Below are 12,848 nucleotides of genomic sequence, written 5' to 3'. Positions count from 1 at the left end.
TGCACGACGGCCCCGCACGCCCGCGCTTGGACGTGCACGCGGACGTCTTCGCAGTTCACCGGCTGCGTGCGGGTGTGCGCACGCGGGGCGGGGCGTCGGAGTCGTTGGGGCGTGCGCACGACTCCGTGCGCGTGCGGGGCTGCGCGCGGGCGTGCGGGAGCCGACCGTGCGGGCGTGCGCCGTGATCGGCATGCGCGTGCGGAATACGGTGTTCGGGTGTGCGCGGTTGGCGTGCGGCGAGCTGCGAGCAGGGGCAGCGGCGCGTGCGGGGACGTGCGCGGGAGCGTGTACCCGGGCGTGCGTGCACGGCGGCCCGCACGCTCCCGTGTCGCTGTGTGTGACTGGCGAAGTAGTCGCGTGCACGCGTGCGTTCGAAGGGGTGGTGTCGCCAAGCACACGCCGGGGGCGTGCGGATCGGGTGACGTGACGTGACGCGGGGAGGATTGGCGTGCGCGCGGCAGAGCCTTGTGGAGGCGTGGGCCGCGCGTCACGTCACCCGTCACGTCGTCAGGAGGGGGTGCTCTTGAGCATCTGGCAGTTGTCGAAGACTTCGTCGATGCTCATGCAGGGCCCATCCGGGACCTGCGCGTAGGCGCTGATGGTGGCAGCCTCTCCTGCGGTCACGAGGGCTTCCAGCACGCTAGGGCGTGCGCTCTTCACGAACTCGGTGAGGTCGTAGGTGTTGATGTCCTCAACGTCTCCGCTCGCCGGGAGGAGATCGGCCAGGTGCTCGTGCAGCCCGACGGACAACACGCGGGCCTGGTAGCCGGCTTCCTTGTCGACCGCTTCCCGTACGCGCTCGGCCTGCGTCTCCTGTCGGGTCTTCCTCCGTGGCACGGCCGCCGTCCTCCTGCCCTGATCCACGGGTGGAGGCGCCTCGTTCTCGCCCGGGGCGGGGCCGGTGGGTGGCGTCGGGCTGCCCGAACCGTTGGCACCCTGCTGCGGGACGGCAAGGTGCTGCTCGCCGTTCTTCTCCTCTCCGCCCGGACTGTCCTCGCCCTCATCTCGGCCGGGCGACGGGGAATTCGGGGTGGCCGCGCTGGCTTGCCGCTGAGGCGGGACGACGGGGGTGCCGTCGCGGTTGGCGTTCGCCGTACGGCTGAGGTCGGCCCTCAGGCGGGTGATCGCCGTGTCGGCATCGGTCTCGCCCCACTGCCTGGTCGGAATGATGACTTGCTGGAGAACCGCCGCGGTGTAGGCCGTGCGCACCATCAGGAGAGCGGCGATGGGATCGTTCGGGTCTCGGAGTGCCCTGGTGATGTTCTCGGTCACGTCCTGCGGGGTAGGAAGCGTGCCCTCTGCCGAGTGGCGGCGCATCTCGGCGGCTGCCGCGTTGGCCGCCACCCGCAGTTCGGCTTCCCGCTCGAACTCGTCCAGGCCCGCCTCCGGCTGCAGGGCGATGAACGGGGTGGGCGGCGTGCTGATGTTCCGTTCCATGCCGAGCTCGCGCATGAGGCCGTCAAGCGTCAGGCCGGGGCGGGCGCGTTCCTCGTCGGGCGCAAGTTGCATGACGAGGGAGCGCACGGCGGTGAGGGTGGGGCGGCGGTAGGACCGGAGTTGAAGGACCACGGTCGCGTCGTACGGCAGACTGCGCTCGGACTTCACCTTCCACGTCCGGTTGCGGGTGGGGTTGCCCTGGGCGTCGAACTCGGTGACCTCGTCCAGTCGGCAGCAGATGATGACCGGCCCGTCGTGCCTGCGCAGGGCGTTTATGACGTGGCGCCACCGGTCCTTGGCCCGGTTCCAGAGGCCGTGTCCGATGACGACGTCGTCGTCGGCGCTGGGGCCGGGCCTTTTGTACTTCGCGGCCTTCTCGGCTGCCCGGCTGCGGGCGATGAGGTCGGCCTCGTCCTGGAGGAGCTCCCACAGGATGGTGCCGGAGTCGAGGACGATGGCGTTGGGCTTGTTGGGATCGGTACGCGGTTCGGCGACGGCCGCGCGGACCGTGTTGAGGATCCCTCGGTAGGTGCCGTCATGTTCGTCGGCGATGTCGAAGTCGGCGATCTGACCGAAGCTGTCGACGTCGCTCTCACCGATGGGGATCCAGATGAGTCGGCCGATCAGGTCCGAGTTGGCGAACTCCGCGCACAAGTGGGACTTGCCGGTCTTCTCAGCCCCGGCCGCAACGACCAGCGGCCAGTCGATACGGCCGGTGGGCTTTCTGGTGTTCAGGCGTGTCGGAGGTGCGGGTGCGGTGGTGGGGGCCATTGCGCCTTCCCTGATCTTGGCGTGTGCATCGCCTGGCTTCGCTGTGACCGGGCGATGGTGCAGGGCGTTGGGGGTTAACCTCTCCCCCGACGTTCGAACTGTAGGTTTTTCTATTGTAGCCCAAAATGGTGGGTCTGATGCGCCAGAAGAGGCCAGGAAACGCAGCGGCCCGCCTCCTGCTGCGAGGAGACGGGCCGCCGGTACAAGCCGTGTTCAGGAACCCTTCGTGATCTCTACGACCCACTCGGGAACGCTGTTGTTGTCGGCCTCGGCCAGGTAGCGGCTGATGAGCCGCTTCCGCATCCGGGACCCCTGGGCCCGATGCAAGCCGATCATCCGCCCGATACTTGTTGCGTTCAGGTCGCCCTCCGGCTTCAGGCGGTCGTCGTCTCCCGCATCGAGCGCGCCCTTGAGTAGCTCGTAGACCTCTTCCTCGCTGAGCACAGCAGAGTTGGGCGCCTTGTCGGGGGACGGGCTGTGCTCCTGGTCCTCGTCGACGGGCGGGACGGACTTCTTGGGCTCAGGGTTCGGCACCGTGGCGCTGACCGTGGGACGCCGGGTCTGTGCCGTAGCCGGGGCCGGGACGGACGTCCTGCGCCGACGGCCGCGAGGCTCGTCCGCGGCCGCGGTGGTCGGCTTGGTGCCGTCCTCGTCTATCCAGTCGGCTCCCGCGCCGTACTTGCGGAGGAAGCCGCTCACGTGAAATCCGAACGTGCCGCCGAGCGGTACCGCGGCCGCGAACGCGGCGCCGAGTCCCATGACTTCGCCCTGGTAGTCCGTGAGGAACTCCGGCATGTTCCCCGCAGTGAAGGCCTCGCCCATGGTGAAGACGGCGTGCCCGACGTTCGCGGTCATGGCCAGCAGGAGCATGAAGGTGAAGATCGCCCACAGGCTGCCGTAGTAGCCGCCCTTCGAGCCGTCCTTGTTGGTGCGCCGGGTGGACGACGCGGCGTCGCCGATGATCGCGACGAGCAGTTCGAAGGACACGGCGACGAGCCACGCAGCCGCGGTCGGGAACCCGATGATGCTGCAGGCCCACTGAATGGAGGTGATGGAGGCCAGCATCAGGCCGAGCGACGCGTAGAACAGAGCTCGCTGCTGGTTGTCGTTCCACTTCTTGGCACGGCGCTCGCCGATGGTGACGGTGGGACTGGCCTGTGCGGACGCCACGGATCACTCCTTCTCGGTGTTGCTCCGGGGGCTCGCTGTGACTCCCGGAGTCGACAGACACCTTAGAACAGAATGACCTTGGTCCGCCCGGTCGTACGGAGGCTACTCGTTCAGCCCCAGGTGGGGCCAGACGAGCCGGATTCGTCTCCCCAGCTCACCGGGTTGCGTCGGTCGTCGCCCACGATCTCGAAGAGGCTCGCGCCTCCGGCAAGACGGGAGACGAAGCGGGATCCCATGATCTGGCCGATGCGCTGGCTCGTGAGGTTCGTCGAGCACAGGGTGGGGCGGCCGGCCGCGTAGCGGGCGTCGACGAGATCGGCGGACTTTTCCCGCACCCAGTCGCTGGCGTTGTCCATCTCTCCGCACACTTCATCGAGCACCAGGAGATCGCAGTCGGTGAAGAGCCTGACGATCTCCTTGTCCGTGTACCCGGCGGGAGCGCCGTTGGGGCGCAGCCATTGCAGGTAGTGGGTGTGCTTCAAGTAGCGGGCGCGGAGGCCTCGTTCGACGGCGTAGCGGCCGGCGGCCACGATGGCGGTGGTCTTGCCGGAGCCGGTGTTGCCGTACGCAATGCCGTTCAGGGCTTTCGGTCTGACCTTCCTCACCTTGGCCAGGGACGCAGCGGTGACCCAGTTCCGCAGACGCTCGGGGTGCTGGTCATCGTCGAGTCGGTCGAGGGTCCACTCGGCGTAGTCGACGTGGTCGGCCAGGCGGAGGGAGTTGAGCCAAGCCTGACGGCGGACCTCGGCGTAGCCCTCGTCCATGCTCGGGTGGGAGGACTTCTCGTCTTCCGGAGGGAGGTTGGCCGGGTTGTCGAGGTTCCTCTCTCGCAGCCCTCGCATGATCCAACCCAGGTCGGAGCCGACTGCGGCGGGGCCGCCGCGGGCGGTGGGGGCGTCGATGGTGACGGTCACGTCGTTGCTCCTGGAAGACGCGTGGTCGGTGGTCATGCACTGTCGGCGAGGTCACGAAGTCCGAACTCGTCGTCGTCGACGGGGGCCTTGGGCACCGAGGATGCACCGGCCTTCTGCTGCTTGAGGGCGCCCCAGGTGGCTTCGTCGTCGTACGGGGCCCGCGCGCCGCCCTTTCGGGCTCGGTCGACGTCGACGCCGGCGGCGCGGGCGCATGCGTCTTCGAACTGCTGCCTGGAGGGGAAGGCGCGGCCGCCGTTCTCCAGCGCGGTGGCGATGGTCCCGGAGTCGTATCCGGCCTTGAGAGCGTTCAGGATCAGCGTGCGGGTGGCGTGGTAGGCGCTGCTCTTGTTGCCGACGTACGGCGCGATCTTCTTCAGTTCGACGAGTTCGGTGAGGCGGCCCGGATTCGGGTTCGGGTTGGCCTGCGTCTTCCGCGCGCCCCACCACCACTCGGCGCCCCTCGTCGCCTTGTCGTCGAGGGCCTTCTCTTCGGCCGTCTTCTCTCCCCTCTTCCGCGGCTTCCGCGCGGTGGGGGCCGCTTCGGTGGCTGGGGCCGCGTCATCGGCGGCCGCCGCATCCTGCTGGGGCTCGGTGGTGGCCGGTGGTGCGTCGGCTGTGGGTGATACGGCCCTGGCTGTCTTCTTGGAGGGGGTGGTCGCGTTGTGGGCCGCGTACCACTCCGCTTGGTTGAGGGGGCCGTCGTAGCCGTCCGGCGGGACAAGGTGGACGGTGTAGACATACCGCTGTCGCATGCCGCTCTGGTACCGGGTGATCTGCATGTCGAGCGCGCCGAGCTCTTCTAGCTGCTTGAAGTAAGGGGTGAGGGACTGGACGCGGTTGAGACCAAGTCGGGCGGCCAGGGCCTTCTGTGACGGCCAGACCTGCTTGTCGCCGCGTTCGCGGTTCAGGTGCATCACGAGGTGCACGTAGAGCGCCTGTGCCTGCGGCTTAATGCCGTCGGCGAGGAACACCCAGTTGGGGACCTGGGTGAACTGCACGTCGGGCATGCGACCGGCCAGGATCTCAAGCTCTGGACCGAGTTCTTCGAGTTCCTGCAGCGAGTCGGTGGTAGCGGCGGTCATCGGGTGCCGTCCTTGAGCCGGTACGACGTCAGGGTGGTCTTCCGGCCGTCGACCTTGGCGAAGCGGCGGGCGCGTTCGATCAGTCCGGCCTCGTCCAGCGCGCGGGCCGACTGGCGGATCTGGTGGGTGGTCATGAGGGTGTCGGAGGCGAGAGCCTCGCAGGTTCGCCAGCCGCTCTCGTCGGTGTCGACGAGGAGGTGAACGGCGACGAGCCAGGCGTGGGACGGGAGTTGCGCGTCACGGAGGCGGGTTCGGACGGCGGGCGGGATCGTGATGGCGCTCATCGTGTTCCTTGGGCGGGGCGGCCCGGCCCTGGAGTGCTGGGCCGCCGAAGTGTGAGGGGGGCGATGGCCTGGACTACGCGGCTTCGTCCTCGTCCTCACCCTCGGGAGCGGGAGCCAGTGCCCTCAAGTCGGCGGTGAACTCGCCCTTGCGCAGCATTTCTTCAAGCACAGCGAAGGTCTCCGCGTTGACCGTCTGCCTGACACTGGACGGCGGCGGGGCCGGGACGAGTGTCACGCCCGGGATGATCTCTCCGCCCCTGGTGACTGCCTGCCCGGCTTTCTCGTCCCACTTGGCGTAGCGGAGGACGGACTTCTTCCACCCGTCGTCGACGACGAACGTCCACTCCCCGTGACCGCCGCTCGCTGCCCACGATTCGAACGCCGTGACGTCGGAGACGCCGAGCTTCGGCTTGGGCCTCGCAACGGTGCGTGTGCCGAGCGGCATTCCCTGGAACCGCGGCTCGTTCGTCAGATTCTTGCCGCTCTCGGCGTAGGTCGTGAGCTGGATGGCGTCGGCCGCGTCCACGATCTGCGTGTATCGAGCGTCGACGAGTTCCTTGATGAACTTCAGCAGCAGCGCGTCGCGGTCGAGGTCGCCGGTTTCGACGCCCTCGGGAGTCGTGCTGTCCTGGCTCATGTGTGTCCTTCCCCCCGGGTTCGCTGTGTCCCGGGGTGTAAGGGTGAGGTGGTGCCCATGGCCCGGTGCTGCGATGACAGCCCTTCATACGCGGCAGGCATCGCATTCGTTACACCAGTCCCCGGCGACTGAATCGCCGTTGGCTTGAATGAGAAAAACATACAGTACGGACGTAGAGAAGTCGATCACTGGGAGCGCGCGACACAAACCCATGGCCCCCCTACGGTCCGCCGCGGTCGCCACGACTGCGCGCCGTGCACACGCACAGCACCGGGTGACTCCGGTTCGGCCTTTCCGGAAACAGGCCGGCCCGGCCCGGCGGCACGACACGGTCCGGCCATGACGGCATGCCCTGTCCAGCGAGACACCGGGGCGCCGCGGTAGAAGTCCGCGGGCTCGCTGACCGTGTCACTGCCGCCGGGGAAACCTCCACCGCTTCACCGAGGGGTCCCATGGGCATCACCGCGCCGCGCTACACGTCGTACGTCCCGCTCACGGACCTCACGCCCAGCCCCGGCAACCCCAAGCGCCACGAGATCGAGCGGATCATCGAGTCGATCGAGACGCACGGATTCCTCGACCAGTCCATCGTCGACGAGCGCACCGGCCGCATCATCAGCGGACACGGACGGCGCGAGTCCCTGATCGAGATGCAGGCCCGCGGTTCCCGGCTCCCCGACGGGCTGCTCATCGATGACGACGGCGGATGGCTCGTCCCCGTTCAGCGCGGTTGGGCCTCGCGCGACGACCTCGAAGCGAAGGCCGTGATCATCAAGCTCAACCGCATTCCGGAAGGCGGCGGTTGGGACTCGCGGTCGCTGGCCGAGTACCTCGAAGAACTCGCAACTGGTGATGCCGCCCTCTTCGACTCGCTGAACTACAGCGACGACGAGATGGAGCAGCTCCTGCGGCAGGTCGACCCCGAGTCCCTGCCCGGCGGATCGCCGGATGCCGACGACCTCCAGGACCTCGGCGGTGCGGACGGCGACTTCACTGACAGCGGCGACAACGACCGGGCCCGCACCGTGTGCTGCCCCGCCTGCGGGGAGCTGTTCACGCCCGGACAGTAGGCCTACCGGTTCGTACGTTCCTGCCATGCCCCGTCGAAAGCCGCGCCGGCCGCCTCGCATCCCCGCAGTCATGGTGCGTCCGCGCCTGATGACCGACACGGTCACCGACCGGCTTGTGGAAGCGAGCCGCATGGGCCTGTCCCTGGGCAACGCGGCCGAGTTCGCCGCGATCTCGCGCCGGACCCTGACCTACTGGCTCGCCCGCGGCCGCGACCAGGCCCTGGCCATCAGTGCAGGCCAGCGGCCGGAAGCGAGCGAAGTCGCGTACGTCGATCTGTTCGACAGGGTGACGCACGCCCGCGCCCAGGCGGCCGCTCGCGCCATGGCCCAGATTCAGCGTGCCGGGGCCGGTGGCGCCGTCCTGGAAGAGGTCACTCGCAAGTTCCGTGACGCGGTCACCGGCCAGATCGTCGAGGAGACGACCCTCAAGCGGCAGGTGCCCGATTGGAAGGCCTCTGCCTGGTACCTCACGCACCAGCACGGAGCCGACTACGTCGAGGGCTACGGCCTGGACGCGCAGCTCGCCCCCGAAGACGACGGTGAAGAGCAGGTGGAAGCGGACCTCGAAGGCCTCGCGCAGCGCCTGGCCGTCACCCTGCATGCCGTCGAGTACCCGCCTGAGATCGAGTCGGCGGACGACGACGTCGTGGACGCCGACATCGTCGGGTGAGCGCGCGACGCTAACCCTTGGCGCCCGTCACGGTGCTCCCTCCCTGCTCACCTGCACCGGAGGAAGCACCATGACCTCGACCACCCTGTACCCGGGCTCGATCCGCGGATCGCACTGGTACGGCGACACGTACGAGGGCGATCTGATGGACCCCAACGTGCTCGCCCTGCACACCACCGAGGGGACGACCGTCGTCTCGTACAGCAACGGCGCGTCCGCGCCGAACCTGACGGCGAAGCCGAATTTCGCGAAGAAGGCGTTCGACGTCTACCAGCACTTCGCGCTGAACCGCTCCGCGCGCGCCCTGGTCAACAAGGCGGGCGGCGTGGAGACGAACACCAACAACGTCATCCAGCTGGAGTTGGTCGGCACCTGCGACCCGAAGCACAAGACGTCGTGGAACGGGCTGAAGGCCGGGGAGGACTACGTCTACTGGCCGGACGCGCCGGAGTGGGCCTACGACGCGCTCGCTGAGCTCATCGCGTGGATGCACACCAACATGGGCATCCCGCTGTCCGGGCCGTCGGAATGGCCGGCCTACCCCTCCTCGTACGGCGCGACCAGCGCGCGCATGACGTTCTCCGAGTGGAACGCCTTCAAGGGCATCTGCGGGCACCTCCACGCCCCCGAGAACGTGCACGGGGATCCCGGGAACATCCCGTTCGCCAAGATCCTGGCCAAGGCGAAGGCCCTCGTCGGTAAGTCGTCGACCGGCGGCGGCTCGACCACCACAGCGAAGCCCAAGCCGACCGCGCCGGCGTTCCCCGGCCGGGACAAGTTCGGCCCCGGCAAGAAGAACAAGTACGTCAAGCAGCTCGGCGCCCGCCTGGTCGCGAAGGGCTTCGGCAAGCACTACCGCGTCGGCCCGTCGCAGACATGGGGCGAGGCAGACCGCCTGAACGTCCGTGCCTTCCAGCTGTCCCGCGCCGAGCTGAAGGGCGACGCGGACGGACTGCCCGGCCCGCTCACCTGGAAGTTGCTCTTCTCCTGACCCGCCCCGGCCGGTTCGCTCCCCGCGGGCCGGCTGCCCTCCCCCTTGAAAGGTTCCTCCGTGGCAGGCGAGACCGCCATCACGGTCGTCGGCAACCTGGTCGACGACCCCGAGCTGCGCTTCACCCCGTCCGGTACCGCGGTCGCGAAGTTCCGTATCGCGTCCACCCCCCGCACCTTCGACCGGCAGACCAGCGAGTGGAAGGACGGCGAGAGCCTGTTCCTGACCTGCTCGGTCTGGCGTCAGGCGGCGGAGAACGTCGCCGAGTCGCTCCAGCGAGGCATGCGCGCCATCGTGCAGGGCCGACTGAAGCAGCGATCGTACGAGGACCGTGAGGGCGTCAAGCGTACGGTGTTCGAGCTGGACGTCGACGAGGTCGGCCCGGCCCTGTCGAACGCCACGGCGAAGGTCACCAAGACCAGCCGAGCGGCGTCGAGCGGCCCGGCCCGCGGCGACCAGTGGAGTACCGGGGAGGGCGGGGCCGACCCGCCGTTCTAGTACTTACGCGGCTTGGTCTGCGCGCCAGGCGTCCGGGATGGCCACCAACTCCGCCCCCGTGTCCGGTTCTTCAACCGGCGCGGGGGTGGTCTCGTCTTCGGCCGGGGTCTCCACGGCGTCGTCCTGGACGTCGACGGCCTGGTCCTCGTCGACGGCCTGGTCGTCCGTGTCAGCGGACGGGTCCTCGAGGACCGGCTCCTCCGCCGGGGGCGCCGGCTCCGTGTCCACGACCTCGGGTGTGGAGCCGGGTGTCTCCTCGGCGGGCACCTCGGAGGAGGGAGTTGGCTCGGTAGTGGGTGTTGCGGTCTCGATCGAGTCCTCCGGCACCGTGACGGTCGGGGTCTCCGGCTGGGGTGTCTCGGGCGTCGTCGAGGCTTCCTCCCCTGTCGGCTTCTGCGTCTGGTCGGTGGACGTCGTCGGCAGGGTCACAGAGGGCGACGCCGTCTCGACCGTCCCCGTGGACTTCGGGGCAGCCTCGGTCGGGAACGCGGCTGTCTGCCGGTCGTCGCTGAAGTTCGTGGTCCGCTCCGCGAGGACCGTTTCCGCCGTATTGGGCTGGGGCAGGATCGGCAGTTCTCCTACGGGTACGCCCGTGTCCGCTGGGTCGACGCCCATGACGATGCTGACGGCGACGAGGGCGCCCATGTCCTGGGGCGTGGTCGCCTTCTCCAAGGTGGGCGGGTTCGCAGGGTCGATGCCCAGCGTGCCGAGGGCGAGCACGGCCAAGCGGCGCGGCATCGGGCTCACCTGCGCCGTCGTGGGGGATGCGTACCCGATCGTCGGGTTCCCTGTCGTGATCGCCGTCGGCGTGGCCGCGTTGGGCTGGGCGGTGGTCTTCTTCTTGGTCTTGGCGTGCTTCGCCTTGTGCGGCTTTAGTTGAGCCTGCTTTACCGCGGCTGTGGTGACGTGTTCAGCCTGGCCGGCGTGACGGCCGGTGGCCTGCGGGGCAAGAGCACTGTTCGGCTCGTCCTGGTCCTGGAGGAGGGCGAGGTACTCGCGCAGGCGGGCCTTGTCGCTGCCCCACAGGGCATAGCGGCCGTGGCGCACGAGGTTGTGGACGCTCTCCCGTGACCCGTCTTCCTGTACCCACAGTTGAGCGGCGGCCTCGTTGGAGAACACGCGCAGGCCGATCCGGTTGTCGCCCTCGTCGTAGGTGAAGTTGAACTGCGTCCAGTCAGAACCGACGGAGGCCTCGGAGTACATGACCTTGCCGTCGATGTCGACGCACTTGGCTTCGAGCGGCCCGGTGGGTGTGCACGCCATCTCGCCGTCGGTGGCGAATGCCTTGAAGGCTGCGGACGCGTACGGCTGGGCGTCGGCCAGTTCGATTCCGTCGGTCGCGCCGGGAGTGGAGTGCGTGGCTGCCTGCTGTTGGCCCGCCATGCTGTAGCCAGCCCCGAGGGCGGCCACCGCGGCGATCGCGGTGACCGTCCAACGGGGCAGTAGCCGAAGGTGACGGGCCGGACGACCGTCCTGGTCTGCTGACGACTTGCGGGCGGGAAGCTCGGTGGGGACGGCGATCAGTGCGGCGGGGTCCTGCTCGCCCCACTCGGCGGCTTCCGGGTGGTGCACCCGGACGATGTCCCGTGCTCGGTCCTCGGGGATCTCCATGGCGTCGCGGACGCTCTCAACTGCGGACCCGAAGGACTGCTTGCGGCGGATCAGGAGAACGGGCTGGCCGTCTTCCTCTTCGAAGAAGAGGGCGTCAGCGGAGGACTTGAGGTCGGTGACCTTTACTCGAATGCCCGCAGCCGGATCGATCTCGGCGGCGTCGTTCACATGTGGCCTTGCGTGCGCTCGTCCAGCTTGGACAGCTCGATGTCGTCGAGGACGCTCGTCTCGTCGAGACTGTCGATCGACGAGACGGCGCGCACCGTACGACCGTCCGGCGTCGTGATGACGAGGGCGGTGCCGCCCGGAGCGAGGCCGTCGCGGCTGCCGGCGTTGGCGGACGCCATACGGCGGTTGGCGCGGAGGCGGCGGAGCTCGGCGACCGAGGTGTTCTCAACTCGGTCGGCGGCCGCCGAGGATATGCCGGGGGCTGGCGCGAGGGCGGCCGCGGCAAGGATGGAGCGGAGGGTCGGCTCGTCGTGGGGGGCGGGAGCGTCACCGTCCAGGACTCGCGCCAATCGTGTGGCGGCGCTAGCGGGTACGAGCATGCTCGACGATCTCCCTCAATGTGTTCGTCTCCCCCGGGCTGGAGCGGCGGTGAACTCCAGCGGCGACCGTCAGAAGGTACTCGACAACAGGCTTCCCTGACGATGGCGAGGGAATCGCTGCCGCGAGTTTCGACAGTCCGCGGTGTTGCAATGTCCGGATATTACCTTCCCTCTTGCCTAGCTTTGTAGCCGTCTCACCTGTGGAAAGCCCCTCGAAAAAGCGCAACTTCAAGACATCCTGCTGCCCCTGCGGGAGGGTTGCGAGCAGGGTCGCGACGCCTTCGGCGATGTGCCGTGCTTCTGCCGCGTCTTCGGGTCCCATCTGTTCACTGGCCCGGTCCAGCATGAGCATGTCTGCGGTGAGGTGGTCGTTGGCTCGGACCTTGCAACGGCGCAGGTAGTCGGTGTGCACGCTCCCAGCGATGCTGAACAGCCATGCGAGGAAGCTGCCGTTCTGCCGAGGGATGTACCGGTCGGCGTACAGATGGCGCAGGGCCTTGAACCAGATCTCCTGAAGGAGTTCTTCGCGGACGTGTTCGTTCGATTCTCGGCGTGCGAGCCATGTGGTGAGTCTGGGCAAGGTGAGGCGGTAGAGCTGTCTGTATGCGGCGTCGACGGTCCGGTCGTCGTCGTTGTTGAGCATCACGAGGACAAGTCGTTCGACCTCCGTCGTGATGTCCTCTACAGCTCGCGCGCTCGGCGCTCCCGTCTGCACCCCGTATCGCCCCCCGAGTAATTCGAACGCCTGTTTGCCTCAATGGCATCTTGCGATAGATCACGGCTCAGATCCAGCGCGAAGCGAACGGAACTTTCTGTTCCGATCCATCCGTACTGTACGCTTTCGTGGATCAGGCCAATCAGTCGGGGGCGCACAGCGACCGGCCCCGCCACATACAAGGAGTCCTGCATGCCTACGCCGAAGCCGAGGCCGGCTGCGCGCTTCATCCTGTCCCGGATGCCACAAGGGTCCTGGCTCTCCCACGACGATGTCGTGGAGGTGGTCGCCAAGGCCGGCGTCGACCCTGACCCGGGTTACATCCAGTCGGTTGTTCGAAGCCTTCACCGTCGAGGCCAGTTGGTGACCAACACCACGACCAACCAGGTGATGCGCCCCCCGAGGAAGGTGGCGACCTGATTACTCAGGCCGCTCACCCGCCCCGTGACG

Annotated in this window: 13 protein-coding genes and 1 pseudogene; 5 read left to right on the top strand and 9 right to left on the bottom strand. The window is 68.2% G+C overall.

Annotation, left to right across the window (positions count from 1 at the left end; translation table 11 throughout):
* Positions 1-507 precede the first annotated feature (507 nt).
* The 6 genes from ACFY0U_RS40845 to ACFY0U_RS40820 all read right to left on the bottom strand — a co-directional run bounded on the left by ACFY0U_RS40845 (position 508) and on the right by ACFY0U_RS40820 (position 6,295).
* Entirely contained in the window at positions 508-2,208 is a 1,701-nt protein-coding gene (locus tag ACFY0U_RS40845; protein WP_388644953.1) for an AAA family ATPase, read from the bottom strand.
* A gap of 213 nt (positions 2,209-2,421) precedes the next feature.
* Positions 2,422-3,378, bottom strand: coding sequence for a hypothetical protein (locus ACFY0U_RS40840; RefSeq protein ID WP_388644952.1), 957 nt, complete (start codon positions 3,376-3,378; stop codon positions 2,422-2,424).
* A 110-nt stretch (positions 3,379-3,488) separates the two neighbouring features.
* Positions 3,489-4,292, bottom strand: a complete 804-nt coding sequence (locus tag ACFY0U_RS40835) for an ATP-binding protein (RefSeq protein ID WP_388644950.1) — start codon at positions 4,290-4,292, stop codon at positions 3,489-3,491.
* A gap of 32 nt (positions 4,293-4,324) precedes the next feature.
* On the bottom strand, positions 4,325-5,374 hold the full coding sequence (locus tag ACFY0U_RS40830; protein ID WP_388644949.1) for a hypothetical protein: 1,050 nt from the start codon (positions 5,372-5,374) through the stop codon (positions 4,325-4,327).
* On the bottom strand, positions 5,371-5,658 hold the full coding sequence (locus ACFY0U_RS40825) for a hypothetical protein (RefSeq protein WP_388644947.1): 288 nt from the start codon (positions 5,656-5,658) through the stop codon (positions 5,371-5,373). The genes ACFY0U_RS40830 and ACFY0U_RS40825 overlap by 4 nt, the downstream gene beginning before the upstream one ends.
* 73 nt (positions 5,659-5,731) lie before the next feature.
* Complete coding sequence (locus tag ACFY0U_RS40820) at positions 5,732-6,295, bottom strand: hypothetical protein (protein ID WP_388644946.1); 564 nt, start codon at positions 6,293-6,295, stop codon at positions 5,732-5,734.
* A gap of 452 nt (positions 6,296-6,747) precedes the next feature.
* Here ACFY0U_RS40820 and ACFY0U_RS40815 point away from each other — a divergent pair, with 452 nt between their 5' ends.
* The 4 genes and pseudogenes from ACFY0U_RS40815 to ACFY0U_RS40800 form a co-directional block, all read left to right on the top strand.
* Positions 6,748-7,365, top strand: a complete 618-nt coding sequence (locus ACFY0U_RS40815) for a ParB N-terminal domain-containing protein (RefSeq protein ID WP_388644945.1) — start codon at positions 6,748-6,750, stop codon at positions 7,363-7,365.
* A gap of 88 nt (positions 7,366-7,453) precedes the next feature.
* A complete protein-coding gene (locus tag ACFY0U_RS40810; RefSeq protein WP_388644944.1) occupies positions 7,454-8,035 on the top strand; it encodes a hypothetical protein in 582 nt (193 codons plus the stop codon).
* 70 nt (positions 8,036-8,105) lie between these two features.
* Complete coding sequence (locus ACFY0U_RS40805) at positions 8,106-9,026, top strand: peptidoglycan-binding protein (protein WP_388644942.1); 921 nt, start codon at positions 8,106-8,108, stop codon at positions 9,024-9,026.
* A 60-nt stretch (positions 9,027-9,086) separates the two neighbouring features.
* Positions 9,087-9,506, top strand: a pseudogene (locus ACFY0U_RS40800) (single-stranded DNA-binding protein); the annotation flags it as partial.
* 21 nt (positions 9,507-9,527) lie between these two features.
* Here ACFY0U_RS40800 and ACFY0U_RS40795 read toward each other — a convergent pair.
* From ACFY0U_RS40795 to ACFY0U_RS40785, 3 genes are read right to left on the bottom strand one after another with little or no spacing between them, the layout of a single operon-like run.
* Positions 9,528-11,303 carry a hypothetical protein gene (locus tag ACFY0U_RS40795; RefSeq protein WP_388644940.1) on the bottom strand — a complete coding sequence of 592 codons (1,776 nt, stop codon included), beginning with the start codon at positions 11,301-11,303 and terminating at the stop codon, positions 9,528-9,530.
* Positions 11,300-11,683 (bottom strand): hypothetical protein, encoded by a 384-nt coding sequence (locus tag ACFY0U_RS40790; RefSeq protein ID WP_388644938.1) that lies wholly within the window; start codon positions 11,681-11,683, stop codon positions 11,300-11,302. The genes ACFY0U_RS40795 and ACFY0U_RS40790 overlap by 4 nt, the downstream gene beginning before the upstream one ends.
* Positions 11,667-12,398 carry an RNA polymerase sigma factor gene (locus tag ACFY0U_RS40785; RefSeq protein WP_388644936.1) on the bottom strand — a complete coding sequence of 244 codons (732 nt, stop codon included), beginning with the start codon at positions 12,396-12,398 and terminating at the stop codon, positions 11,667-11,669. The genes ACFY0U_RS40790 and ACFY0U_RS40785 overlap by 17 nt, the downstream gene beginning before the upstream one ends.
* A gap of 192 nt (positions 12,399-12,590) precedes the next feature.
* Between ACFY0U_RS40785 and ACFY0U_RS40780 the strand changes: the two genes are divergently transcribed.
* Positions 12,591-12,818 (top strand): hypothetical protein, encoded by a 228-nt coding sequence (locus tag ACFY0U_RS40780; RefSeq protein WP_388644935.1) that lies wholly within the window; start codon positions 12,591-12,593, stop codon positions 12,816-12,818.
* Positions 12,819-12,848: the final 30 nt, after the last annotated feature.

It is taken from the genome of Streptomyces sp. NPDC001536 (assembly GCF_042894505.1).
Lineage (GTDB): Bacteria > Actinomycetota > Actinomycetes > Streptomycetales > Streptomycetaceae > Streptomyces.
The sequence above is the reverse complement of the archived record's forward strand: the minus strand, read 5'-3'. Positions and strand labels throughout refer to the sequence as shown.

What these genes read in the sequence shown, in the direction of transcription:
- ACFY0U_RS40845 (WP_388644953.1), bottom strand. Translation starts at nt 2,208, where the DNA reads ATGGCCCCCACCACCGCACCCGCACCTCCGACACGCCTGAACACCAGA.
- ACFY0U_RS40830 (WP_388644949.1), bottom strand. Translation starts at nt 5,374, where the DNA reads ATGACCGCCGCTACCACCGACTCGCTGCAGGAACTCGAAGAACTCGGT.
- ACFY0U_RS40825 (WP_388644947.1), bottom strand. Translation starts at nt 5,658, where the DNA reads ATGAGCGCCATCACGATCCCGCCCGCCGTCCGAACCCGCCTCCGTGAC.
- ACFY0U_RS40820 (WP_388644946.1), bottom strand. Translation starts at nt 6,295, where the DNA reads ATGAGCCAGGACAGCACGACTCCCGAGGGCGTCGAAACCGGCGACCTC.
- ACFY0U_RS40815 (WP_388644945.1), top strand. Translation starts at nt 6,748, where the DNA reads ATGGGCATCACCGCGCCGCGCTACACGTCGTACGTCCCGCTCACGGAC.
- ACFY0U_RS40810 (WP_388644944.1), top strand. Translation starts at nt 7,454, where the DNA reads ATGACCGACACGGTCACCGACCGGCTTGTGGAAGCGAGCCGCATGGGC.
- ACFY0U_RS40805 (WP_388644942.1), top strand. Translation starts at nt 8,106, where the DNA reads ATGACCTCGACCACCCTGTACCCGGGCTCGATCCGCGGATCGCACTGG.
- ACFY0U_RS40790 (WP_388644938.1), bottom strand. Translation starts at nt 11,683, where the DNA reads ATGCTCGTACCCGCTAGCGCCGCCACACGATTGGCGCGAGTCCTGGAC.
- ACFY0U_RS40780 (WP_388644935.1), top strand. Translation starts at nt 12,591, where the DNA reads ATGCCTACGCCGAAGCCGAGGCCGGCTGCGCGCTTCATCCTGTCCCGG.